The 23,488-nt window shown below is 63.3% G+C and carries 22 protein-coding genes and 1 tRNA gene; 15 read left to right on the top strand and 8 right to left on the bottom strand.

Annotation, left to right across the window (positions count from 1 at the left end):
* Positions 1-22 precede the first annotated feature (22 nt).
* Genes ACR30Z_RS22165 through xerD form a run of 3 tightly spaced genes read left to right on the top strand, consistent with a single transcriptional unit; the run spans position 23 to position 3,421 of the window.
* A complete protein-coding gene (locus ACR30Z_RS22165) occupies positions 23-1,768 on the top strand; it encodes a CTP synthase (RefSeq protein ID WP_144652844.1) in 1,746 nt (581 codons plus the stop codon).
* A gap of 28 nt (positions 1,769-1,796) precedes the next feature.
* The gene (locus ACR30Z_RS22160) at positions 1,797-2,459 is read left to right on the top strand and encodes an NUDIX domain-containing protein (protein ID WP_144652843.1); all 663 of its coding nucleotides are present in this window, start codon (positions 1,797-1,799) and stop codon (positions 2,457-2,459) included.
* Positions 2,432-3,421, top strand: coding sequence for a site-specific tyrosine recombinase XerD (gene xerD, locus ACR30Z_RS22155; protein ID WP_434374616.1), 990 nt, complete (start codon positions 2,432-2,434; stop codon positions 3,419-3,421). The genes ACR30Z_RS22160 and xerD overlap by 28 nt, the downstream gene beginning before the upstream one ends.
* A gap of 32 nt (positions 3,422-3,453) precedes the next feature.
* On the opposite strand, the gene ACR30Z_RS22150 is transcribed toward xerD, so the two are convergent.
* Positions 3,454-4,224 (bottom strand): hypothetical protein, encoded by a 771-nt coding sequence (locus ACR30Z_RS22150; RefSeq protein WP_434374615.1) that lies wholly within the window; start codon positions 4,222-4,224, stop codon positions 3,454-3,456.
* A 56-nt stretch (positions 4,225-4,280) separates the two neighbouring features.
* On the opposite strand from ACR30Z_RS22150, the gene ACR30Z_RS22145 reads away from it, so the two are divergent.
* The gene (locus ACR30Z_RS22145) at positions 4,281-4,778 is read left to right on the top strand and encodes an 8-oxo-dGTP diphosphatase (RefSeq protein WP_144652840.1); all 498 of its coding nucleotides are present in this window, start codon (positions 4,281-4,283) and stop codon (positions 4,776-4,778) included.
* Positions 4,779-4,852: 74 nt separating this feature from the next.
* Here the strand turns inward: ACR30Z_RS22145 and ACR30Z_RS22140 are convergent, their stop codons facing one another.
* The 6 genes from ACR30Z_RS22140 to ACR30Z_RS22115 all read right to left on the bottom strand — a co-directional run bounded on the left by ACR30Z_RS22140 (position 4,853) and on the right by ACR30Z_RS22115 (position 11,623).
* Positions 4,853-5,992, bottom strand: a complete 1,140-nt coding sequence (locus ACR30Z_RS22140) for a bifunctional 2-methylcitrate synthase/citrate synthase (RefSeq protein WP_434374614.1) — start codon at positions 5,990-5,992, stop codon at positions 4,853-4,855.
* 77 nt (positions 5,993-6,069) lie between these two features.
* The gene (gene prpB / locus ACR30Z_RS22135; RefSeq protein WP_434374613.1) at positions 6,070-6,975 is read right to left on the bottom strand and encodes a methylisocitrate lyase; all 906 of its coding nucleotides are present in this window, start codon (positions 6,973-6,975) and stop codon (positions 6,070-6,072) included.
* Positions 6,976-8,496 (bottom strand): MmgE/PrpD family protein, encoded by a 1,521-nt coding sequence (locus ACR30Z_RS22130; protein WP_434374612.1) that lies wholly within the window; start codon positions 8,494-8,496, stop codon positions 6,976-6,978.
* Positions 8,497-8,506: 10 nt separating this feature from the next.
* Positions 8,507-9,148: a GntR family transcriptional regulator gene (locus ACR30Z_RS22125; protein WP_144652836.1), complete on the bottom strand. Its 642-nt coding sequence runs from the start codon at positions 9,146-9,148 to the stop codon at positions 8,507-8,509.
* A gap of 118 nt (positions 9,149-9,266) precedes the next feature.
* Positions 9,267-9,980 (bottom strand): response regulator, encoded by a 714-nt coding sequence (locus ACR30Z_RS22120; RefSeq protein ID WP_144652835.1) that lies wholly within the window; start codon positions 9,978-9,980, stop codon positions 9,267-9,269.
* Positions 9,977-11,623, bottom strand: coding sequence for a sensor histidine kinase (locus tag ACR30Z_RS22115; protein WP_434374623.1), 1,647 nt, complete (start codon positions 11,621-11,623; stop codon positions 9,977-9,979). The genes ACR30Z_RS22120 and ACR30Z_RS22115 overlap by 4 nt, the downstream gene beginning before the upstream one ends.
* Before the next feature lie 138 nt (positions 11,624-11,761).
* On the opposite strand from ACR30Z_RS22115, the gene ACR30Z_RS22110 reads away from it, so the two are divergent.
* The 10 genes from ACR30Z_RS22110 to ACR30Z_RS22065 all read left to right on the top strand — a co-directional run bounded on the left by ACR30Z_RS22110 (position 11,762) and on the right by ACR30Z_RS22065 (position 21,527).
* Entirely contained in the window at positions 11,762-13,108 is a 1,347-nt protein-coding gene (locus ACR30Z_RS22110; protein ID WP_144652834.1) for a cation:dicarboxylate symporter family transporter, read from the top strand.
* Positions 13,109-13,358: 250 nt separating this feature from the next.
* Positions 13,359-14,258, top strand: coding sequence for a ParA family protein (locus ACR30Z_RS22105; protein WP_434374611.1), 900 nt, complete (start codon positions 13,359-13,361; stop codon positions 14,256-14,258).
* A gap of 6 nt (positions 14,259-14,264) precedes the next feature.
* Positions 14,265-15,188: a segregation and condensation protein A gene (locus ACR30Z_RS22100; protein WP_434374610.1), complete on the top strand. Its 924-nt coding sequence runs from the start codon at positions 14,265-14,267 to the stop codon at positions 15,186-15,188.
* On the top strand, positions 15,181-15,837 hold the full coding sequence (scpB, locus tag ACR30Z_RS22095) for an SMC-Scp complex subunit ScpB (RefSeq protein WP_434374609.1): 657 nt from the start codon (positions 15,181-15,183) through the stop codon (positions 15,835-15,837). Before ACR30Z_RS22100 ends, scpB begins: the two co-directional genes overlap by 8 nt.
* Positions 15,838-15,989: 152 nt before the next feature.
* Entirely contained in the window at positions 15,990-17,201 is a 1,212-nt protein-coding gene (locus tag ACR30Z_RS22090; RefSeq protein WP_144652830.1) for a pseudouridine synthase, read from the top strand.
* A gap of 3 nt (positions 17,202-17,204) precedes the next feature.
* Positions 17,205-18,311 carry a prephenate dehydrogenase gene (locus ACR30Z_RS22085; RefSeq protein WP_144652829.1) on the top strand — a complete coding sequence of 369 codons (1,107 nt, stop codon included), beginning with the start codon at positions 17,205-17,207 and terminating at the stop codon, positions 18,309-18,311.
* Positions 18,311-19,024, top strand: coding sequence for a (d)CMP kinase (cmk, locus tag ACR30Z_RS22080; protein WP_434374608.1), 714 nt, complete (start codon positions 18,311-18,313; stop codon positions 19,022-19,024). The genes ACR30Z_RS22085 and cmk overlap by 1 nt, the downstream gene beginning before the upstream one ends.
* A complete protein-coding gene (locus ACR30Z_RS22075; protein WP_434374607.1) occupies positions 19,014-19,748 on the top strand; it encodes a lysophospholipid acyltransferase family protein in 735 nt (244 codons plus the stop codon). Before cmk ends, ACR30Z_RS22075 begins: the two co-directional genes overlap by 11 nt.
* Before the next feature lie 10 nt (positions 19,749-19,758).
* Positions 19,759-21,309, top strand: coding sequence for a ribosome biogenesis GTPase Der (gene der, locus ACR30Z_RS22070; protein WP_144652826.1), 1,551 nt, complete (start codon positions 19,759-19,761; stop codon positions 21,307-21,309).
* Between the two features lie 141 nt (positions 21,310-21,450).
* Positions 21,451-21,527 (top strand) — tRNA-Pro (locus ACR30Z_RS22065).
* Between the two features lie 74 nt (positions 21,528-21,601).
* On the opposite strand, the gene ACR30Z_RS22060 is transcribed toward ACR30Z_RS22065, so the two are convergent.
* A complete protein-coding gene (locus tag ACR30Z_RS22060) occupies positions 21,602-22,048 on the bottom strand; it encodes a MarR family winged helix-turn-helix transcriptional regulator (protein ID WP_144652825.1) in 447 nt (148 codons plus the stop codon).
* 172 nt (positions 22,049-22,220) lie between these two features.
* Between ACR30Z_RS22060 and ACR30Z_RS22055 the strand changes: the two genes are divergently transcribed.
* Positions 22,221-23,429: an MFS transporter gene (locus tag ACR30Z_RS22055; RefSeq protein ID WP_434374606.1), complete on the top strand. Its 1,209-nt coding sequence runs from the start codon at positions 22,221-22,223 to the stop codon at positions 23,427-23,429.
* Positions 23,430-23,488 lie beyond the last annotated feature (59 nt).

The following is a 23,488-nucleotide window of genomic DNA, read 5'->3' as shown; positions in this document are numbered from 1 at the left end:
GGACGCTTGGAAGGCGTAATTGATGATAAGCTCGAATTCCGTGGTGCAGCGATCAAATTCCCGTGTAAATTCCCGGTTCCCGGGCTCGTCCAAGACGACCAAACACATCTTCGTCACCGGTGGTGTGGCGTCCTCGCTCGGTAAGGGTCTGACGGCTTCCAGCCTCGGCCACCTGCTGCGGGCACGCGGTTTGTCTGTAACTATGCAGAAGCTCGATCCCTACTTGAACGTGGATCCGGGCACGATGAACCCCTTCCAGCACGGCGAAGTATTCGTGACGGATGACGGCGCCGAAACCGACCTCGACATCGGACACTACGAGCGCTTCCTCGATGAAAACCTCGAAGGTTCGGCCAACGTGACAACCGGCCAGATCTACTCCACCGTGATTGCCAAGGAACGCCGCGGCGAATACCTCGGAGACACCGTTCAGGTCATCCCGCACATCACGGATGAAATCAAGCGCCGTATGCGACTGCCTGCCGAAGGCAAGAACGCTCCGGACGTTATCATCACCGAAATCGGTGGCACGGTGGGCGATATCGAGTCGCAGCCCTTCCTCGAGTCGGCCCGCCAGGTCCGCCAGGATGTTGGCCGCAACAACGTCTTCTTCCTCCATGTTTCCCTGGTGCCGTACATCGGTCCTTCCCAGGAACTGAAGACCAAGCCGACGCAGCACTCCGTGGCAGCCCTTCGCTCCATCGGCATCCAGCCCGAAGCCATCGTGATCCGCTCGGACCGCGAAGTGCCCGATGCCATGCGCGAGAAGATCGGCCGCATGTGCGACGTCGACATCGACGCCGTGGTCAACGCCGCGGATGCCCCCAGCATCTACGACATCCCCAAGACGCTGCACTCACAGGGCCTGGACTCCTACATCGTCCGGGCACTGGATCTGCCGTTCAAGGACGTTGACTGGAGCAAGTGGGACAAGCTGCTCGAAGCCGTCCACAACCCCAAGCACGAGGTCGAAATCGCCCTGGTGGGCAAGTACATCGACCTTCCGGATGCGTACCTCTCGGTCACCGAAGCGCTCCGTGCCGGCGGGTTCGCCAACGAAGCCAAGGTTAAGATCCGTTGGGTCCCTTCGGACGAGTGTGAAACCCTCGCAGGTGCCACCAAGTCCCTGGCCGGCGTGGACGCCATCTGCGTTCCGGGTGGATTCGGTATCCGCGGACTCGAAGGCAAGCTTGGCGCGTTGAAGTTCGCCCGTGAATCCAAGCTCCCCGTCTTGGGTCTCTGCCTTGGCCTGCAGTGCATGGTCATCGAGTACGCCCGCAACGTCGTTGGCCTGGAAGGCGCGTCCTCGAGCGAGTTCGAGCCGGATTCCAAGTACCCGGTCATCGCCACCATGGAAGAGCAGTTGGACATCGTGGAAGGCAAGGGAGACCTCGGCGGCACCATGCGCCTGGGCCTCTACGAAGCCAAGCTGGACGAGGGCTCGGTCATCGCCGAGACCTACGGCACCACCACTGTCAGCGAACGCCACCGTCACCGCTACGAGGTCAACAACAAGTACCGCGACCAGATCGCGGCCGAGGGCCTGGTGTTCTCGGGTACCTCTCCTGACGGCAAGCTCGTGGAGTATGTTGAGCTTCCCCGTGAAGTGCACCCGTTCTACGTTGCAACGCAGGCGCACCCGGAGCTCAGCTCCCGGCCTACGCGCCCTCACCCGCTGTTCGCTGGCCTGGTCAAGGCTGCACTGGAGCGTCGTGAAGGCGGCCCTGTTGCCACCAAGACCGGTGCCCGCGCGGTAGCTGCCAAGTAAACGCAAGAAAAAAGCAAAGGACGGCGCGATGCCCGGTATCTCTGAAACCCCCCGCACATCAAGGCAGGTTTCGGACATGCCGAGCCCGCGCCGTCTTTTGTCTACCAGCAAGGTTTACGAAGGCCGCATTTGGGATGTGGTCAGCGACTCGTTCCAGCTGAGCGAGGACACTGACGCCCTGGTCCGTGACTACATCGACCACCCTGGCGCAGTAGCCGTGCTCCCCATGAACGTGGACGGTGAGGTCCTGCTGCTGAAGCAGTACCGCCACCCCGTGGGCATGGATCTTTGGGAGATTCCGGCTGGCCTGCTGGATGTCGAAGGTGAAGATTTTGTGGTGGGCGCAGCACGGGAGCTCGCTGAGGAAGCCGACCTCGTTGCAGCTACCTGGAATGTACTGGTGGACTTTTTCAACTCTCCCGGCTCCTCCAGCGAAGCGGTTCGGATCTACCTGGCCCGTGGCATCACCGATGTCCCGGAGGCCGAGCGACATGTTCGCACCGACGAAGAGGCAGAGATCGAGCTCCAATGGGTTCCGTTGGACGAGGCCGTGCGTGCCGTCCTCGAAGGTCGGCTGCACAACCCCTCGGCAGTCCTCGGAATCCTCGCGGCCGCCGCTGCCAAGGCTGACGGATTCAGCAGTCTGCGTCCTGCCAACGCACCATGGCCGGCACACCCGAGCCAGCGCTGAGCATGGCCGAGGCCGCCACGCGAACCGTCAACGGCGTTGACCGCGCAGTGACTGACTATCTTCAGCACGTCGGCGTGGAACGCGGTTTGGCCGCGAACACCTTGGCCGCTTATCGCCGTGACCTCGCAAGGTACTCAAATTTCCTCGCGGCCCAGGGGGTGGAACGGCCTGGCGACATTACCCGCCACCATGTCACCGCTTTTGTTCAAGCGTTGTCCGAAGGTTCGGATGGGGCTGCCGTCCTTGGTGTCCGCTCAGCCGCACGCACGGTGGTAGCTGTCCGTGGATTACATAAGTTTTGGGCCCTGGAAGGAACAACGACGGCGGACCCCGCCAGCGATGTCCACCCGCCCATGCCGGGCAAGCGGCTTCCGAAAGCCATCAGCGTCGGTGAGGTTACGCGCATCCTGGAAGCTGCCGGCTCGGATAGTGCCACAGGACTTCGGGACCGCGCCCTCCTGGAATTTCTGTACTCCACCGGGGCCCGCATCAGTGAAGCCGTGGGACTGGACGTGGACGACGTTTCCCTCGAGGACACCGGCGGCGATCCTGCCATCGTGAGGTTGTTCGGCAAAGGTTCCAAGGAACGGCTGGTGCCGCTGGGCTCCTACGGTGCACGCGCCGTCGGGGCTTATGTTGTCCGTGGCAGGCCCTTGCTGGCGTCCAAAGGCAAAGGCACTCCGGCTCTGTTCCTGAACGCCCGGGGCGGGCGGATCAGCAGGCAGAGCGCATGGACCATCCTCAAAACGGCTGCCGAGAAGGCCAATATCACCAAGGACGTCTCGCCGCACACCCTGCGCCACTCTTTCGCCACGCATCTCCTGGAGGGCGGGGCGGATGTCAGGGTGGTGCAGGAACTGTTGGGCCATGCGTCCGTGACCACCACGCAGGTTTACACACTGGTCACCGCGGACACGTTGCGCGAAATCTACGCAGCGGCACACCCGAGGGCGCTCGGCTAGTTGCTATCGTCCCGCCTAAAACGTCCGGCCAATTAGTCCAGTACGTTCAGCGTCAGTTCCACGGCGTCCACAAACAGCGCCAGCAGCGACGTTCCCAAACCTGCTACCAGCAGGAGACCGGGGTGCGCGAGCCCTACCACTACACGCTTGAGCCGGGGCCGTCCGCGGAGGAACTTCTTAGGCACACGGGTCTTTACCGGTATCTGCCGCCAGCCGCGCAGCCTCCGCAGGAACCAAGCACAGCGCACGATGAAGGCCATCCACAGGATTGAGAGCACCAGCGGAACCGCCGCCAGCATGAGGTTGAAGCCGAGAGCAGTAACTTCCTTCTCGGAATCGCCAATCACGGACTGGACTGTCGTGGAGATCGAGGCACTCATCACGACGGAGGCCGCCCACACCATGAACGCTGCTACAAGCGCCAGGAACCGCACAAAAAAGTGGCCCAGCACGGTGGCGTCCACGGCCCTCAGGTGACTGCGGGGAGTGGCATGCAGCACCACCAGGGTGGAGACCAAGGTGGGGAGGGCGGCCACAAGGACCAGGAGGTACCACGTCCATCCGGCCAGGTCCACCACTTCGTCCAGGATGATGAGCCCTGCCCACACTACTGTCCACGCCCAACCGACGTAGAGGGGGTGCGCCACCAGCCAACGGGGCAGCCAGGAGTCCCGTTCAGGCTTGGCTGCACGGACAGGACCCGTGGCGGCCTCATTCTCCGTGTTCCCTGCCTTTGGCGGCACCTCAGCAACCTCATCGACGGCGGCCACGTTGGCACGCACGTCACCCCCACCTTCGCTCATGGGCTCACTGTAGCAATGGCGGCAACGGCTGGGGAGATCAGGTTAAGGTAGGCAGCATGACTGCAGCCCATGTGACTCTGTGCTTCCTGCTCCGCAACGGCGCGGATGGGGAGTACGTACTTCTCGGCACCAAGAAGACCGGCTTTGGCCGGGGCAAGGTGGTGGGCGTCGGCGGGCACGTTGAACTGGGGGAGACCGCATCCGAGGCGGCATGCCGGGAGGTTATGGAGGAAATCAACGTCGTAGTCCATGCGAACGATCTGGTTCCGGCAGGAACTGTGGATTTCGTGTTTCCGGCCAGGCCTGACTGGAACATGGCCACCACGGTGTTCCTCACCAGAGCCTGGGAGGGCGAGCCGTCGGAAAGCGAGGAGATCGCCCCGGCCTGGTTCCCCGTGGAGCGCTTGCCGGTGGAGCGCATGTGGGCCGATGCCGAACACTGGCTGCCGGCCATGATTTCCGGTCAACGCATCGCAGTACGCGTCGACTTGGCGGCAGACAATGAGAATGTCGCCAACGTCCACACGGTGGCGTGGACGATCCCCGAGGAGTAGAAGGAACAACGGCGGGCCGGTCGCCTCTTCGGTGACCGGCCCGCCGTCGTTCTTCCTTCTGTAAGCCAGAAGCGTTAGGGCACGTGGCGCTCTTCCGGTCCGTTGTATTCGCTCAGGGGACGGATCAGGGAGTTGGACGCCACCTGCTCCATGATGTGGGCGGTCCAGCCGGTGATGCGGCTGGCGACGAACAGTGGCGTGAACGTCTGGGTGTCGAAGCCCATGAGGTGGTAGGTGGGCCCGGCGGGGTAGTCGAGGTTGGGCTTGATGGCCTTGGCCTCATCCATGGCCTGCTCGAGTCCGTTGTACAGTCCCAGGAGTTCGGGTCGTCCGTAGTGGGCGATCATTTTGTCCAGGGCAGCCTTCATGGTGGGCACGCGGGAGTCGCCGTGCTTGTAGACACGGTGCCCGAAGCCCATGACCTTCTTCTTCTGGGCCAGGGCATCTTCCATCCATGCACGGGCACGGGTGGCGGCCTCTTCGAGGGATTCTTCGCTGCGGATGCCGATCTCGTCAAAGGTGTGCATCACGGCTTCGTTGGCTCCGCCGTGCAGCGGGCCCTTAAGGGCACCGATGGCTGCTGTGACAGCTGAGTGCAGGTCTGAGAGTGTGGAGGTGACCACGCGGGCGGTGAACGTGGAGGCGTTGAAGGAGTGCTCTGCGTACAGGATCATGGAGACGTTGAACGCCTCCACTACTTCGTCCACCGGGTCCTCGCCGAATGTCATCCACAGGAAGTTCGCCGAGTAGTCCAGGTCCTCGCGGGGTTCCACTGCGTCCTGGCCCCGGCGGCGACGCTGGTCGTAGGCCACGACGGCGGGCATGGCGGCCCAGAGGTCGATTGCCTTCTTCATAGCGGCTTCGGGCGAGGAGTCCTCAGCCAGCTCGTGCCGGGCGCCGAGCACCGACGTCGCCGTGCGGCAAACATCCATGGGGTGGGCAGTGGTGGGCAACGTATCCACCACAGACTTGACCACCGGGTCCAGGGCACGGCCCGCGCGCTCACGGGCCGTAAACTCGGCGAGCTGCGTTTCGTTGGGCAGTTCGCCATTCCACAGCAGGTATGCCACCTCTTCGAAGCTGCATTTGGCGGCCAGTTCCTGGACCGGATACCCGCGATACAGCAGCGAGTTGGTGTCCGGGTTGACCTTCGAGACGGCGGTGTAGTCCACCACGACGCCGGCTAGGCCCTTTTTGATGTCAACAGCTGCCATGCTGCTCTCCTTCGTTCATTGTGCAGGCGCGCCGGGTGTTTCCGGAGTGCCCGCGTTCCCCTTGATGAATCCGGAACCTAGCGGACGCCAGGAACCTGGAAGTTGAAAACGCCGGTATCGAATTGGTTGTATGCCTCGTAGTCGACGAGTTCGTAGAGGCGCGCACGCGTGAGCATGTTTTCCACTTGCGCTTCTTGGGTCCCCGCAGCCCTAATCGATTCCAGAGTACGCTCTGCAGCGCCCATGGCAATGCGGAGCAGGGTGACGGGGTAGATGACCATGTTTACGCCGACGTTTTGGAGCTGGTCGACGGTGAACAGCTCGCTTTTGCCGAACTCGGTCATGTTGGCCAGGATCGGCACATCCACCGCGTCGCGGATGGCTTGGAACTCGTCCAGGGTTGCCATTGCTTCGGGGAAGATTGCGTCAGCGCCGGCGTCTACCAGGGCCTTCGCACGGTCCTGTGCGGCCTGGATTCCTTCGACGGCCCGGATGTCGGTGCGGGCCATGATGAGGAAGTTCGGGTCCCGGCGTGCGTCTGCCGCGGCGCGGATGCGTTTGGTGGCGGTGTCGATGTCCACCACGTTCTTGCCGTCCAGATGGCCGCAGCGTTTCGGGTTGAACTGGTCCTCGATGTGGCAGCCGGCCAGGCCCGCGTTTTCGAGTTCCTGGATGGTTCGGGCCACGTTCATGGGCTCACCGAAGCCGGTGTCCGCGTCCACCAGGGAGGGCAGGTCCGTCATGCGGGCGATCTGCCCAGCACGGGTTGCCACCTCGGTGAGGGTGGTCAGGCCGATGTCGGGCAGGCCGAGGTCGTTGGCCAGGACGGCGCCGGAGATGTAGACCCCGGCGAAGCCCTTTTCCTCGATCAGCCGTGCCGAGAGCGGGTTGAACGCACCCGGGAACTGCTGCACGGTCCCTGAGGCGAGGAGCTCCCGCAGCTTCACTCGCTTCTGTTCGGGGGTGACTTTGGAGTACAGCATTTAGAACAGTCCCTTGGGTGCGTTGTTGAGGTCGATCACGCCGGGTGCTGCGGTGATGTTCAGTTGGTCCAGTTCGCCTTCGCCCAGTTCGGTGACGCGTTCGACGGCGGCGAGGAACCTTTCGATTTCGGCTTCCTCCACGAGTCCTGCAGCGAGGGTGCGGAACTTGTTGACGTATTGCTCGCGGGCGAACGGCCGGGCACCGAGCGGGTGGGCGTCGGCCACGGCGATTTCGTCGGTGATGACCGTTCCATCAGTGAGCGTGATTTCAACAGTGCCGCCGAAGGCCTTCTCTGCGATGTCCAGCGAGTGGTACCGACGGGTCCATTCAGGGTCTTCCACGGTGGTGACCTTGTGCCAGAGTTCCACGGTGTCCTGACGCGCTGCACGCTCGGGGGCGTAGGAGTCCACATGGTGCCAGGCGCCGTCCTGCAGGGCGACGGTGAAGATGTACGGGATGGAGTGGTCCAGGGTTTCGCGGGAGGCGGTGGGGGAGTACTTCTGGGGATCGTTCGCGCCGGAGCCGATCACGTAATGCGTGTGGTGGCTCGTTTTGATCAGCACGGAGTTCACGTTGGCCGGGTCCGTGGCCTCGGGGTGCTCGCGGTTGAGCTTGCGGGCGAGGTCGATCCAGGCCTGGGCCTGGTATTCGGCGGAGTGTTCCTTGGTGTAGGTGTCCAGGATGGCGCGCTTGGCTTCACCGGGCAGTGGCAGCGGGACCTCGTAGGAGGCGTCCGGGCCGTCCAGCATCCAGGCGATCACACCGTCTTCGCCTTCGTAGATCGGCACGGGGGACGTCTGGCCACGCATGGAGCGGTCCACGGCTTCGACGGCCATCTTGCCCGCGAAGGCCGGGGCGTGGGCCTTCCACGTGGAGATTTCGCCCTTGCGGGACTGCCGTGTGGCGGTGGTGGTGTGGAGGGCCTGGCCCACGGACTGGAAGATGGTCTCCACGTCCAACCCCAACAACGTGCCGATGCCTGCCGCGGCGGAGGGGCCGAGGTGGGCCACGTGGTCGATCTTGTGTTTGTGCAGGCAGATGGCCTTGACCAGGTTCACCTGGATCTCGTACCCGGTAGCAATGGCACGGACCAGATCGGTGCCGTTGGAGCCCACGTGCTGGGCGACTGCAAGGATCGGCGGGATGTTATCGCCGGGGTGGGAGTAGTCCGCGGCCAGGAACGTGTCGTGGTAGTCCAGTTCACGGACGGCCACGCCGTTGGCCCAGGCGGCCCACTCGGGGGAAACCTGCTCTTCGATGCCGAACACGCGGGCGCCCTTGCCGTTGGCGGACGGTGCGTGGGTCAGTGCCTGGGCGCGGGCTGCGACGATCGGTGCCCGGTTCAGCGAGGCGATGGCCACGGAGGCGTTGTCGATGATCCGGTTGATCACCATGTCAGTGACTTCGGGCGATACTTCGACGGGGTCGGCGGCGACCACTGCGATCTTGTGCGCCAGCTGTTCCTCGCGCGGGAGGTTCTCTTCGCTCTTGTAGACGCGGACGTGGTTGTTCTTGACCATGGTGCTCCTTCTAATGAGGGGTATGGGTTGCCTTGACGTGGGTGAGGCTGCGGTGCAGGTGAAGTGTGGTGGCGGCTTCCGCCAGCCGTGGGTTGCCGGCTGCGATGGCCTCGGCAATGGCGGCATGCTCGGCTGCGGCTGCACGGAGCCGGGTGGCATCGTCAGCCGCCAAACGGCGGACGCGGACCAAGTGCACGCGGAGGCTGCGCATGGCATGGGCCAGGTACGAATTGGAGATCGCGGCATCGATTGCCTCATCCAGTCGGCCCACCAGGGCGTAGTAGTCATGCCGGGCTGGGTCGTTGTCACTGAGCAGCTCAGGCGCCAGCAGCAGCTGTGCGTGCAGCTCGGCGAAGACGCCGGGCTCGCCGCGCTCAGCGGCCAGGGCCGCAGCCCGTACCTCAAGGGTTTCGCGCAGTTCGAACAGTTCGTCGATGCTGTCCAGCGAGATATCGGTGACGACGACGCCGCGGCCCCCTGCCGCCATCGTCAATCCTTCAGCGGTGAGCCGGCTCAGCGCCTCCCGGACCGGCGTGCGGGACACGCCGAGGCGTTCGGACTGCTCCACTTCCGCCAGGACCGTGCCCGGCCGTAGGCGCCATTCAATGATGTCTTCACGAAGGGCCGTGTAAGCCCGATCACTGGCGCGCATGATCCCAGTGTATACATGAGCGGATCATTAAGTCAGCAGAAGTAGGAAATCTTCGCTCTGTGTATACATTGGGCGCCACCCAAGGTTGGGTCCTGAGCCCGACAGAAACGGCTAAACCCTAACCCCGGTTCCAGCCGTACTCATTCTCCGGGCGGCCGGGGGTGCCGTACCGCGGCGCCCTGGTGACGGTCCCGGCGTCGGCCAAGTACTCCAAGTACCGGCGGGCGGTGACGCGGGACATGCCCAGCGCCTCCATGACCTCGCTTGCCGACACGGCGTCCTGCCGTGCCCGCACCAGGTCCTTCACTGACTCCAGGGTGGACCCGGAAAGGCCCTTGGGCAACGGCAACTCTGTCGGGGCGCGAAGACTCGCAAAAGCTTGGTCAACGTCGCTCTGCGAAGCGCCCGCCTTCGAGATTCCGGACATCGAACCTGCCAGCTGTTCGCGGAACGTTCGGTAACTGCTGAGCTTGTCGGCGAAGGTCGCGAAGGTGAACGGTTTGATGAGGTACTGCACTACGCCGATGGACACGGCGCTGCGTACGATGTTCAGTTCCCGAACGGCCGTGATGGCGATGATGTCCGCAAAAACGCCGGCCGACCGCATCCTGCGGGCGACATCCAGGCCGTGCAGGTCCGGGAGGTTCATGTCCAGCAGGACCAGGTCCACGGGGGCGCCGGACGCGGCGAACTCGCCAAGGATCCGCAGCGCCGATTGGCCATCCGGGGCGGTTCCCACCAGCGTGAACCCGTCCAACCGGCCGATGTAGACGGAGTGGGCGTCCGACGCTATCGGCTCGTCCTCCACTACCAGGACGCGGATGTCTGTCATGCCTTCTCTTCCTCGGGAACCGGCGCGGGCAGCACAACATGGAACTGTGCACCGCCGGGATTGCTGATGGTCATCGTACCGTCCAACCGCTGGACGGCCTGACGTACCAACGCGAGGCCAACGCCGCGGCCGTGGGCACCACGAGGATTCCCTTCCGCTGACTTGGTGCTGAAACCGTACTGCAGAACATCATCGATCGAGTCAGGATCAATGCCGCGGCCGGAGTCCTTCACCAGGAACTCGACGGCGGCCGGACCCGCTTCCACTGACAACTCCACCTGCCGCGGGAACTCGCCGCCGGCCGCAGCGTCGATGGCGTTGTCGAGCAAGTTTCCAAGGATGGTCACCAGATCCTGGATTTCCAAGCCGCGAACGCCCGAACTCCCGGAAGTCCGCACCACCAGTTCCACGCCACGCTCGTGGGCCTCCGCTGCCTTGCCCATCACCAGGGCACTCATCACGGGCTCATCCACGGAAGCAACCATGTCATCGGTGAGTTGCTGGCTGAGCTCCAAGTCCTTGGTGGCAAACTCCAAGGCTTGCGGCGTTCGCCCCAGTTCCAGCAACGAGACAATCATGTGCAGCCGGTTCGCGTGTTCGTGGGTCTGCGCCCTCAAGGCGTCCGAGAGAGTCTTCATGGTCTGGAGTTCCGTGCCCAGTGATTCGATCTCCGTGCGGTCCCGGATGGTGGCGACCGTGCCATAGACCGCGGGCTTCTGGCGGCTGCGCTCAGGCACGGGCCCTACGGCAGGAGCTTGGTTGACCACCAGTATCCGTGAACCCGTGAGGTGGATTTCGTCATGGACCGGCCTGCCGGATTCGAACAGCGCTCGCAGGCTGCCATCGAAGGGTAACTCGGACAGTTTTGGAGCAGCGTCCGGCGACCGGTCTGCGTCGGAGGGCTCCAACCCCAGCAACTCCGCCGCTTGGTCGTTGTACATCACGGCCTTGCCATGCGTGTCGATCAGGATCACGCCTTCGCGGACGGAGTGCAGCACGGATTCGTAATAGGCGAAGAGCTGGGCCAGCTGTTCAGGGCCCCAGCCCCGGGTGACCGAGCGGAGGTAGCGGCCCAGGAGCCAGGAGGCAAAGGATCCGAACGTCAAAACCACCAGCGCTATCCCACCGATCACGCCCAGTCGTTCGGCAACGTCAGTGTCCACCGTGCGGACCGTAACGCCCGCGGCGACCAGGGCCTTAACCGTCCCGTCCGTGTCCTTGACGGGTGCGATGGTCCGGACCGAGGGCCCCAACGTACCAGCGGTGACCTCAGTGAAGATCTCACCCCGCAGGGCAGGCTCGATAGTGCCGATATATGGCTTTCCCAGCTCTTCGGAGCGGGGATGTGTCCAGCGGGTCCGGTCGGGGGCCATGATCGTGATGAAATCGGCGTCGGCGTCCTCCATGACGTCCCGGGCATAAGGCTGCAGGACGCCGGAGGGGTCTGCCGTGCCGGCCGCTTCCAGGACCAGCGGATTGTTGGCGATCGACGTGGCGAGGGAGAGCATCCGTCCGCCGGCATTGTCATAGGCCCTGTCCCTCGCCTCCACCACGGAGAACGCGCCGAAGACGGCCGTCAGTACCAGGACGAACAGCAGGTTTGCCACGAACAAGCGGCGGGCGATGCTCCAGCTGTGAAACACGTGGACCTCCATGACCAATATGACCGCAACGGTGATGTGTGTCACCAACGGCTCAATGATGGATATCACACAAGGGCAGCGGATTGGACATCAGTGCAGGACCGCAGCGCCTTACACAGTATCCAGAAGGAGAATCCCATGACCTCTCAACGAGGAGAGTCGGCAGTAGCTGCCAAAGGTGGACGCAAGGGGCTCGATAAGTCGCACTACCTGTACATCGCTGTCATCCTGGCCGTAGTGCTCGGCGCCTTGGTCGGCTTGATGTTCCCTGAGGTCGGCAAGTCGCTCAAGCCACTCGGCGACGGCTTCATCAAGCTCATTAAGATGATGATCGCTCCGGTCATCTTCTGCACCATCGTCCTGGGCATCGGCTCCATCGCCAAGGCCGCAACGGTCGGCAAGGTCGGCGGGCTGGCATTGGGCTACTTTGTGGCCATGTCCACCTTCGCACTTGCCATTGGCCTGGTGGTGGGCAACCTCATCCACCCAGGCGAGGGCCTCAAGCTGACCCCCTACGATCCCACCAAGAAGGCCGACACCAACAGCACCGTGGACTTCCTCCTGGGAATCATCCCTGGCGATATTCCGGTCCTGCCCACGCTGCTGGCCGCGATCCTGGTCGGTTTCGCCCTGCAAAAGATGGGCAAGCAAGGGGCGCCCATCCTCGCCGCCATCGGACACGGGCAGCGACTCGTCTTCCGCATCCTCATCATGATCATGTGGCTGGCTCCGGTAGGCGCCTTCGGTGCCATCGCCGCCGTCGTAGGTGCCACAGGCGCCCAAGCGATCCTCAGCATGTTCACCCTGATGCTGGCCTTCTACATCACCTGCGCCCTGTTCATCGTGGTCATCCTGGGCACGCTGCTCCGCGCAGTAGCCGGGGTCAACATCTTCAAGCTCATGAAGTACCTGGCCCGTGAATACCTCCTGATCTTCTCCACCTCATCCTCCGAAGCGGCACTGCCCCGCCTGATCGCCAAAATGGAGCACTTGGGCGTTTCCAAGCCGGTGGTCGGCGTCACGGTCCCCACGGGCTACTCGTTCAACCTGGACGGGACGGCGATTTACCTGACCATGGCTTCCTTGTTCGTCGCCAACGCGATGGGTACTCCGCTGGATCTCGGGGCGCAGGTCTCCCTGCTGGTCTTCATGATCATCGCCTCCAAGGGTGCCGCAGGTGTCACGGGTGCCGGACTGGCCACTCTTGCCGCCGGTCTCCAGGCGCACAAGCCGGAGCTCCTGGGTGGCGTGGGCATGATTGTCGGCATCGACCGCTTCATGTCCGAGGCCCGCGCGTTGACCAACTTCACCGGAAACGCCGTGGCGACGGTCCTGATCGGTACCTGGGTCAAGGAAATCGACAACGGACAGGTGGAGCGGGTCCTCTCCGGCAGTGAACCGTTCGACGAGCAGACCATGATCGCCCACGGCGGCGAGGAGGAAGCTGCTCCCGAGGCAGACACCCGCGAGAAGGCAGCCGTCTAGCAACACCAGCACCAACGCAACACCACGGCACGGAGGTCGGCACCCGCAGGGTGTCGGCCTTCGTGCCGTTCCTGATTCCGGTAGGGCCCAGGGGCAACCTTAGACCTCAACTAGAGGGTCAAGGCTCAAATAGCGGACAAAGTCAAGTTCCCCGAATAACCGTGTCGGGCGCTGTAGCCTAAAGGGGTAGTAGCGCTGTAGCTGGGGGCCAGCGGCAGGGAAGATCGTCGTCGAAAGAGTGGTTAGATACGTGAGCATCGAACGGGGAACAGCTACGCTGGAAGGCGCCGGGCTCGATCTGGAAGACGCCATCATGGGGCCCACGGGCCGCCCTCATCGCGAATTCCCGGAACCCGCTCCGCTTGACTCCCATGGTCCAGCGAGGGTTATCGCCATGGTTAACCAAAAAGGCGGTGTGGGTAAAACCACGTCAACCATCAACCTTGCAGCGGCGCTCGCGGAGTTTGGCCGACGTGTCTTGTTGGTGGACTTTGATCCCCAGGGTGCGCTTTCCGCCGGTCTCGGCGCGAACCCGCATGAACTCGACCTCACCGTCTACAACGTCCTGATGGACCGCAAAGTGGACATCCGCGATGCCATCCAGCAAACCGGCGTGGAGGGCGTGGACCTGCTCCCCGCCAATATCGACCTCTCCGCAGCCGAAGTCCAGCTTGTCAACGAGGTGGCCCGCGAACAGGTTCTTGACCGCGCCCTCAAGAGCGTCGAGGACGATTACGACGTCGTACTCATTGACTGCCAGCCTTCCTTGGGTCTGCTGACAGTCAACGCCCTGACCGCCGCACACGGTGTGATCATTCCGTTGATCTGTGAATTTTTCGCCCTGCGAGCCGTCGCCCTCTTGGTGGAGACCATCGAAAAGGTCCAGGACCGCCTCAACCCGCGTCTGCAGGTGGACGGCGTCCTGGCCACCATGTACGACGCCCGTACCCTGCACAGCCGCGAAGTAATTTCGCGCCTCGTGGAGGCATTCGGCGACAAAGTCTTCGAGACCGTCATCAAGCGTTCCATCAAGTTCGCCGACGCTACTGTGGCCGCTGAACCGATCACCAGCTACGCCGGCAATCACATCGGCGCCGACGCTTACCGCCGGCTTGCCAAGGAACTGATTTCGCGCGGCGGCGCGCCCTAGCGGACGGTGGTACCGTCACTGGCTCCGACATCGGAAGCAGAACCCGCCGCTGCAGCGGAAACGCCCGACGCCGGTACCTCCGATTCCCGCAAGGCGGGCTTTGAGGTACGGCTGGCCAACTTCACCGGCCCCTTCGATCTCCTGCTCGGCCTCATCTCCAAACACAAACTGGACATCACCGAGGTGGCGCTTGCCACGGTCACTGATGAGTTCATCAAATACATCCGCCGTCTCCAGGAACTGGGGGAGGACTGGGCGCTTGATGAAGCCAGCGAGTTCCTGGTGATCGCTGCCACGCTGCTTGATCTCAAGGCCGCCCGCCTTTTGCCTGCCGGCGAAGTGGAAGACGCCGAGGACATCGCCCTTCTGGAGGCGAGGGACCTGCTGTTTGCCCGGCTATTGCAATACAAGGCCTTCAAGCAAATCGCCGGAATCCTGGGCGAAACACTGGAACAGGAAGCCAGGCGATACCCGCGCCAGGTCGCGCTGGAAGGCCATTTCGCCGCACTGCTGCCCGAGCTTGTGTGGCGCCACAGTCCGGAGCAGTTCGCCGAACTGGCAGCCAAGGCGCTCAAACCCAAGGAAGCTGCACCCGAGGAAGTGGGCTTGGGCCACCTCCACGCGCCGCCCGTGAGCGTCAAGGAACAAGCCGAGATCATGGGGTATCGCTTGAAACTCGGCGCCCCTCTGTCCTTCCAAACACTCATTGCCGACGCCGAGACCACCCTGGTGGTGGTGGCACGGTTCCTGGCGTTGCTGGAGATGTTCCGGGACAGGGTTGTCGCCTTCGAGCAGCCCGAGCCTTTGGCGGAACTGACGGTTCGCTGGACCGGCGACGGCGCCGAGTGGGACAGTTCAAGCCTGAGTGAAGAGTATGAGGCAGGGCCTGAACCTGACGGAATCGGAAGCGGGGAAAACGGCAGTGAGTGAACAGGAAACACTCCAGGACGGATTGGCGGAACTGGAGGCACTTCCCGGTGGCCCTCGGGCAGCGCTTGAAGCGGTGCTCATGGTCATCGACCAGCCAGCCACGTCCGAAGAGCTCGCTGCAGGACTCAACGTCACGGTCGCCGTCGTCGAGGATTTGCTGCAGGACCTGCAGCGGGAGTATAGCGGCTATACTGTTAAAGCCCCGGACGTGGATGCTGTCGGCTTTGCCGATGCCAGCACTGCACCCCGGGGTTTTGAATTGCGGAACGTCGCCGGGGGGTGGCGAATCTATTCACGGTCGGATTTCGCCGACATCGTGGGCAGGTTCGTCCTCGAAGGGCAGACCACCAGGCTTACTCAGGCAGCGCTTGAGACACTGGCGGTCATCGCCTACCGGCAACCGGTCTCCAGGGCCCGGGTGTCCGCCATTCGCGGCGTCAACGTCGATTCCGTGGTCCGGACTCTTACCCAGCGAGGTTTGATCGAGGACTCCGGAAACGATCCCGAATCGGGTGCTGTCCTGTACCGGACAACCTCGTACTTCCTGGAACGGATGGGCATCGGCTCGGTGGCGGAATTGCCCCAGCTCTCGCCGCACCTTCCGGGTTTGGAAGGAATCGACGAGTACTACGACGCCAGCCGGATGTAGCCGCAGGCTTACACCGGCGCTGCACGACAATTTCATACAGATTCACGGCACCTTTCAGGGGTGCACAGCGACAAGGGGCAGACGATGTCTGCCCGGCTGGCTAGTGTTGATTTCAACACCAAATGCCTGCCATTACTACACTAGGACGGGTCATGACACAGGCGGGACGCCAGAGTTCACCACGTAACGGTTCGGGACGCAACAGTTCTGGACGCAATGAGGCCAGGGGCGGCACGGGCCGCTCCAACGCCGGCGGCTTCTCCGGCCGCGGCGGCAGCGCCGGCGCTGGAAAGCGCAACTTTCCCCAGGGCGAGGGTCGCCCCTTCAAGGCTTCCAAGCCTCGCGAAGCGGCACCTTTCGATCCCGATAACCCCACGTCGGCCGGCGACTACGATCGCGGCCAGGCCGCCAGGCCGGCCAAGCCTTTCCGTAAGCCCGGCTCCAACAAGCCCGGCTTTGGCAAGGCCCCCGGCACGCCGGGCGCGCTGAAGCCCAAGGCAAAGCCGGCCAAGCAGTACGGCTCCAAAGCCTTCGGAAGCGAACGCTTCGGCCAGAACCTTGGTCCCATCCGCAAGCCGGGCCGCAATCGGGGTCCGCGCCAGGAGGTCCCGCAGTCTGATCTTCACGATGTCGACGGCGTCCGCCTGCAGAAGGTCATGGCCCAGGCCGGCGTGGCTTCCCGCCGCGTCTGCGAGGAAATGATCCTCGAAGGCCGCGTCGAGGTCGATGGCCAGGTCACCACTGAACTGGGCATGCGCGTAGATCCGACGTCCGCCGTGATCCACGTGGACGGCATCCGGATCCAGCTGGACGAGACCCTCGTCTACATGGTGTTCAACAAGCCCAAGGGCGTCGTTTCCACCATGGAAGACCCCGAAGGCCGCCCGTGCATCAGCGACTTCCTCAAGAACAACAAGAACAAGGGCGAACGCCTGTTCCACGTCGGCCGCTTGGACGTCGCTACCGAGGGACTGCTGCTGCTGACGAACGACGGCGAACTCGCCAACCGGCTGACGCATCCTTCGTATGAGGTACCCAAGACGTACCTCGTCCAGGTGCGTGGCCCGTTCCCGCAGGGCGTGGGCGCAAAGCTGAAGAACGGCGTCGAGCTTGAAGACGGCGTAGCTGCCGTGGACTCCTTCCGTTTGGTTGATTCCACCCCGGGCCACGTCCTCATCGAGGTCGTCCTGCACTCGGGCAAGAACCGCATTGTGCGCCGTATGTTTGACGCCGTCGGGTTCCCGGTAGAGCGGCTTGTCCGCGTCAAGGTCGGTCCCATTGGCTTGGGCGACCAGCGCCAGGGCAGCATCCGCAACCTTGGCAGGCAGGAAGTCGGACACCTCCTGGCATCTGTGGGGCTCTAAGGCATGTCGGCATTCGGTACGCACGGCCGGGGCCATCTTGATGGCCCGGTCGTCGTTCTCGGTACAGGCTTGCTTGGGGCCAGCATCGGCCTCGGCCTGCGCGGACGCGGGGTTCCGGTGTTCCTTTCCGATCCTTCGCCCACCAATCAGGCGGTCGCGGTGGATATCGGTGCGGGTCGGCCTCTGGCGGAGCTGGACGAAGAACCCCAGTTGGTAGTCGTTGCCGCTCCGCCGGATGTCACGTCCGACGTCGTGGAGAAAGCCCTGGCGGACTACCCTTCCGCCGTCGTGGTGGACATTGCCAGCGTCAAAGCGACCATCCAGGCGCAGTTGCGCGAACGTGGCGTGGATCTGTCCCGATACGTGGGAACGCATCCGATGGCAGGCCGGGAAAAGTCCGGCCCTGTCGCGGCCAGGGGTGAACTTTTCACTTCGATGCCGTGGGTGGTCTGCCCGTCGGAGGAAACCGCGGGCGACGCCGTCCAAACTGCGCGTTCACTGGCGGGGGACCTTGGGGCGATCGTTTCGCAGTTCACCGCGGACGAGCACGATGAAGCTGTGGCGCTGGTATCGCATTTGCCGCAAATCATGTCCTCGCTTCTGGCGAGCCGCTTGCAGGGTACACCTCTGCACGCTCTCTCCTTGGCAGGCAACGGACTCCGTGACACCACCCGTATCGCAGCCAGCGATCCCACCCTCTGGGTGCAGATCCTGGGTGGCAATGCCGAAAAGGTAGTGTCCATCCTGCACGGTGTCCGCGAGGACCTGAATCGTTTGATCGGCACGCTGGAAGAACCGTTGGCACCCGGTGCACGGCTTGACCTTGCACAGCTGATCAGTGAAGGCAATGCAGGCCAGGCAAGGATCCCCGGCAAGCACGGCGGACCTCCGCAGGCATACTCGTGGCTCACCATCCTGGTGGATGACAAGCCGGGCCAGATCGCACACCTCCTCACGGAGATCGGTGAGATCGGCGTCAACGTCGAAGACCTTCGCCTCGACCATTCGTCGGGACAAAACGTGGGCATGGTGGAGCTTTCCGTCCTTCCCAGCAAGCATGACCTCCTTGTTGAAGCTTTGACTGACCGTGGATGGCGGGTACTCCAGTAATGACGCGTGAATTTTTTGGACCGGAGACAGTCGCCCGTCCCGGCAAGCCGCTCGTGATTGCGATCGACGGCCCGTCAGGATCGGGAAAGTCCAGTGTCAGCAAGGAAGTCGCCAGACGCTTGAAGCTGGCGTACCTCGACACCGGTGCGATGTACCGCGCCCTGACGTGGTATTGCCTCAAGACCGGCGTCGACCTCCAAGATGGTGCTGCGGTGGAACAGGCCTCCAAGACCATGCCTTTGGAGATCAGCACCACCACGGCCACGGAGTACGTTGCTGTTGATGGAACAGACATCACGGACGAAATCCGGGATCCGTTGATCTCTTCGTCGGTGAGTGCAGTGGCCACCACCCTCGGCGCCCGTACCGAGCTGATCCGACGTCAGCGCGAGCTGGTCGACCAGCACCACCACCGCATGGTGGTGGAAGGACGCGACATCACCACCGTCGTCGCTCCCAATGCCGAGGTCCGCATGCTCCTGACCGCCAGTGAGGAAGCCAGGCTCCGGCGTCGCGGAATCCAGTTGGGCGGCACCCAAAGCAAGGAACAGCTCGCCGCCCAGGTCATCCAGCGCGATGCCAAGGACTCCACGGTGGTGAACTTTACGCAAGCAGCCGACGGCGTGGTGACACTCGATTCCTCGGACCTCAACTTCGAAGAAACCGTGGATACCGCTCTGGCGATCGTCAGCAAGGTCATCTATGGGGACTGAGAATCAGCTACCGGCTGAGTGGACCCGTCTGTGGAGCCGGCCGGTCGGGTGGATCCTGGACCACGTCATCTATCGGACAGCGGTGACGGGCAAAAGCAACGTGCCCGCCGCCGGGCCGGTGGTTTTCGCCGGAAACCACATCAGCTTCCTGGATGGACCAGTGATGTTCGGCGCTTCGCCGCGCCCCATGCACATTTTGGTCAAGAAAGAGATGTTCAAAGGCTTCCTGGGCAAGGTCCTCCGGGGCTCCGGCCAAATTCCGGTGGACCGGACCGGTGACCGCACCGCACTGCATACCGGCAAGAAACTGCTCGACGCCGGCCGTTGCGTCGGAATTCTGCCGGAAGGGACCCGGGGGAGTGGCGCAGCGGCGAGTATCAGTTCCGGAGTTGCCTGGCTCGCCCTCAACTCAGGAGCAACCGTCATACCTGTCGCCATCCTTGGAACCCGTCAGGGCGACGAGCATCGAGACCATATTCCAACACCACGCCGAAAGCTGTATGTCAGCTTCGGCGAACCCATCACGGTGAAGCGCCGGAAGGGCGAACCCGGGCGTGTTTCAATGGACAGGGCGGCTGCGGAGATCCGTGCAGCCCTGGCAGAACATGTCCAGGGCGCCATCCGGGCCACAGGCCAGGGCCTTCCCTCGGAGCCTGCGCCCGGACCATCCACTCCGCAGCACCGCCAATCAGCAGTAGCCGGGACGCCGGCAGACCACCACTAAGGAAAGTGCAATGAGCGATACGACTCAAAAATCCGGCCTCCACGGAGCCGGCGACGACGAATACACGCCCACCGGCACCGACCAGGTGGCTGAAAACCTGGCTGCCCTGGACGATGACGAGGCCGAGCTCCGAGCCGCCACCCTTCGCGCGGGCCTGGACGACTACGACCTCGACGACGAAGATGCTGCACTGCTCAGCGGCGAGTACGGCGATGAAGGCGACGAAGGTCCCCTCAAGCTTGACCCCGTCCTGGCCATCATCGGTCGTCCGAACGTGGGCAAGTCCACCCTGGTGAACCGCATCCTGGGCCGCCGCGAGGCAGTAGTGGAAGACACCCCGGGTGTTACCCGCGACCGTGTCATGTATTCCGCCCGCTGGAACGGACGCAACTTCACCCTGGTTGACACTGGTGGATGGGAACACGATGCCCGGGGCATCCACGCCCGCGTGGCCGAGCAGGCCGAGATGGCCGTGGAGCTCGCTGACGCTGTTCTCTTCGTGGTGGACTCCGCCGTCGGCGCTACCGCCACGGATGAGGGCGTCATGAAGATGCTCCGCAAGAGCAAGAAACCGGTCATCATGGTGGCCAACAAGGTGGACGACTTCGCACAGGAAGCGGACTCCGCAGCATTGTGGGGCCTCGGCTTCGGCCAGCCGTACCCTGTTTCGGCACTCCACGGCCGCGGCGTGGCCGACCTCCTCGACCACGTCATGGACACCCTTCCCGAGTACTCGTTGGTGGAAGGCGTGGAGCGCTCAGGTGGTCCTCGACGTATCGCCCTGATCGGCCGCCCCAACGTTGGCAAGTCCTCGCTGCTGAACAAGCTCGCTGGCTCCGAGCGCGTCGTGGTGGATCCGCTGGCCGGCACCACGCGCGACCCCGTCGATGAATTCATCGAACTCGGTGACCGCACTTGGCGCTTCGTTGACACCGCGGGTATCCGCCGCCGCCAGCACATGGCACAGGGTGCCGACTTCTACGCATCCCTGCGTACGCAGGCCGCGCTCGAGAAGGCGGAGGTCGCCGTCGTGCTTCTTGCCGTCGACGAAGTCCTGAGCGAGCAGGATGTCCGCATCCTGCAGTTGGCGATTGAGTCCGGCCGAGCGCTGGTGCTCGCGTTCAACAAATGGGATCTGCTGGACGACGAACGTCGCCGTTACCTCGAACGGGAAATCGAGCAGGACCTGGCCCACGTCGAATGGGCTCCCCGCGTCAACATCTCGGCCAAGACCGGCTGGCACAAGGACCGTTTGGTCCCTGCGCTGGATATTGCTTTGGAGAGCTGGGACCGCCGTATCCCCACCGGACGCCTCAACGCGTTCCTGGGCGAGCTGGTTGCAGCGCACCCGCACCCCGTCCGTGGTGGAAAGCAGCCCCGCATTCTCTTCGGCACCCAGGCATCCAGCCGACCGCCGAAATTCGTGCTGTTCACCACTGGCTTCCTGGACCCGGGATACCGACGCTTCATCACGCGTCGCCTCCGCGAAACCTTCGGCTTCGAGGGCACTCCCATCGAGGTCAACATGCGCGTACGCGAGAAGCGTGGCAAGAAGCGCTAACTGAGACGGGCATCACAGCGGAGTTTGGCTGAGATGGCGTTGGCAGCCTCCAACTTCGTGTAAGCTTTTGGAGGTGGTTCGGCCGGACTGCTTAGGTGGGACTCTTCGGAGGAAAACTTAGGCGGAGAACGGTGGAACCAGCGGGCTGTAGCGCAGCTTGGTAGCGCACTTGACTGGGGGTCAAGGGGTCGCAGGTTCAAATCCTGTCAGCCCGACCATAAAGGCCGGAATCACGCGGAAACGCGGGATTCCGGCCTTTGGTCGTTAATGCCCGGGCGGGTCCGGGATTTGGCTAGACCTTCTGCAGTGCGCCGAGCGCCCTCACCAGCGGCTCGAGCTCAGGCACGGACTCGGCGGCGTCAAGGGCTGACGCCAAGGTCTCGTCATGGACCGGCTTGGCAGCTTCGAGGAGCTTCTGGCCCGCTGCCGTGAGCTCGGTGTAGATGCCACGCCGGTCATCAGCGCACAGGATCCGGGTGAGCAGCCCCCGGTCTTCGAGTCGGTTGACCAGGCGGGTGGTGGCGCTGCTGGAAAGTGCGGTGGCGCGGGCCAGTTGCTGCATCCGCATGTGCCAGCCGTCCTGGCGGCTCAGTGCATCCAGCACGGTGTACTCAACTACAGACAGGTCGCTGGAGGACTGGAGTGCCTTCTCCAGTTCCGCCTCGATGCTTCCGTGCAGGGCCGCAAGGGTTCGCCAACCCTGTGCCCGTACTTCTACGGCGTCATCCTTGATGCCCATGTCTGCTGTGCTCCTGCCTTGTTTTCGGATAAATCGCGACGCGTCCACAAAGTAGTTGCTTGCGCAAGTATGTAGCGTGTGCAACTATATATAGAGCGTCTGCAACTATTATTCTACGGTTCCCGGCGGCGCACTTCCACTTTCCGTGGAACCATCAATTAAGGAGCTCCACATGCCCGCAGGGTTGATTGCCCTTGCCCTCGGCGGATTCGGCATCGGACTGACTGAATTCGTGATCATGGGCCTCTTGCCGGAAGTTGCTGCCGACTTCCAGGTCAGCGAGGCTTCAGCTGGCTGGTTCATCTCCGGCTATGCCCTGAGTGTCACCGTTGGCGCCCTCCTGGTGACGGCCGCGGTCACCCGGCTGCCTCGCAAGCCGGTCCTTATCGGCCTGCTTGTTCTCTTTATTGCCGGCAACTTCCTTTCGGCGATTGCCGATACTTACACAGCCATGTTGATCGGTCGCATCGTTGCAGCACTGTGCCACGGTGCCTTCTTCGGCATCGGCTCGGTCGTTGCTGCCAGCCTCGTACCCGCCCACAAGAAGGCCGGTGCCATCGCCATTATGTTCACGGGGCTTACTGCGGCCAATGTGCTGGGTGTGCCGTTCGGAACCCTGCTCGGCCAGAACTTTGGCTGGCGTTCCACGTTCTGGGCCATCACCGCAATCGGCGTAGTCGCGCTGCTTGGCATCGCACTCATGGTCCCCAAAGCCAGCACTGAGCCCGCCAAGGGTCTTCGCAGCGAGCTGGGCGCCTTCAAGTCCGGCCAAGTATGGCTGTCCATCATCGTGACCATCCTCGGCTTTGGCGGCATGTTCGGCGCCTTCACCTATATTGCTTTCACCCTCACTGAGGTTTCCGGATTCGAGTCCAGCGCAGTTCCGTGGCTTCTGGTGCTCTTTGGTGGCGGTCTATTCGTTGGAAACTTCCTCGGTGGCAGGGCTGCCGACAAGGCCCTGGATAAGACCCTTATTGTCATCCTCGCCGGCCTTGTGGTGGTGCTGGTCTTCTTCGCCCTTACCGCGGGCAACAGTACTGCCACATTGATCTCGCTTGCCTTGATGGGTGGTTTTGGCTTTGCCACGGTTCCGGGGTTGCAGATGCGGGTCATGCACTTTGCGTCCACTGCCCCAACGTTGGCTTCCGGTGCGAACATCGGTGCCTTCAACCTGGGTAATGCGCTGGGAGCCTGGCTTGGCGGGGTGACCATTACCGCCGGCCTGGGCTACACCTCGCCCATCTGGGCCGGGGCAGGCATTACCGTTGCCGCACTGCTGGTCATGCTGGCAGCGGCTGCAGCAGCAAAGCGCAGGGGAGGCGGGACGCCCGCCGCAATGTCCGACGTCGAACGCGAACCGCGCGAGGCGCCTGTCGCCTGACGATGGGCTGCCTGAACGAAGGAGCCCGCCGCGGACCATGTCCGCGGCGGGCTTTCGCC

The organism is Paenarthrobacter sp. FR1, assembly GCF_051106045.1.
Lineage (GTDB): Bacteria > Actinomycetota > Actinomycetes > Actinomycetales > Micrococcaceae > Arthrobacter > Arthrobacter nitroguajacolicus_A.
Note: the sequence above shows the minus strand (reverse complement) of the source record. Positions and strands in the feature narration are given on the sequence as shown.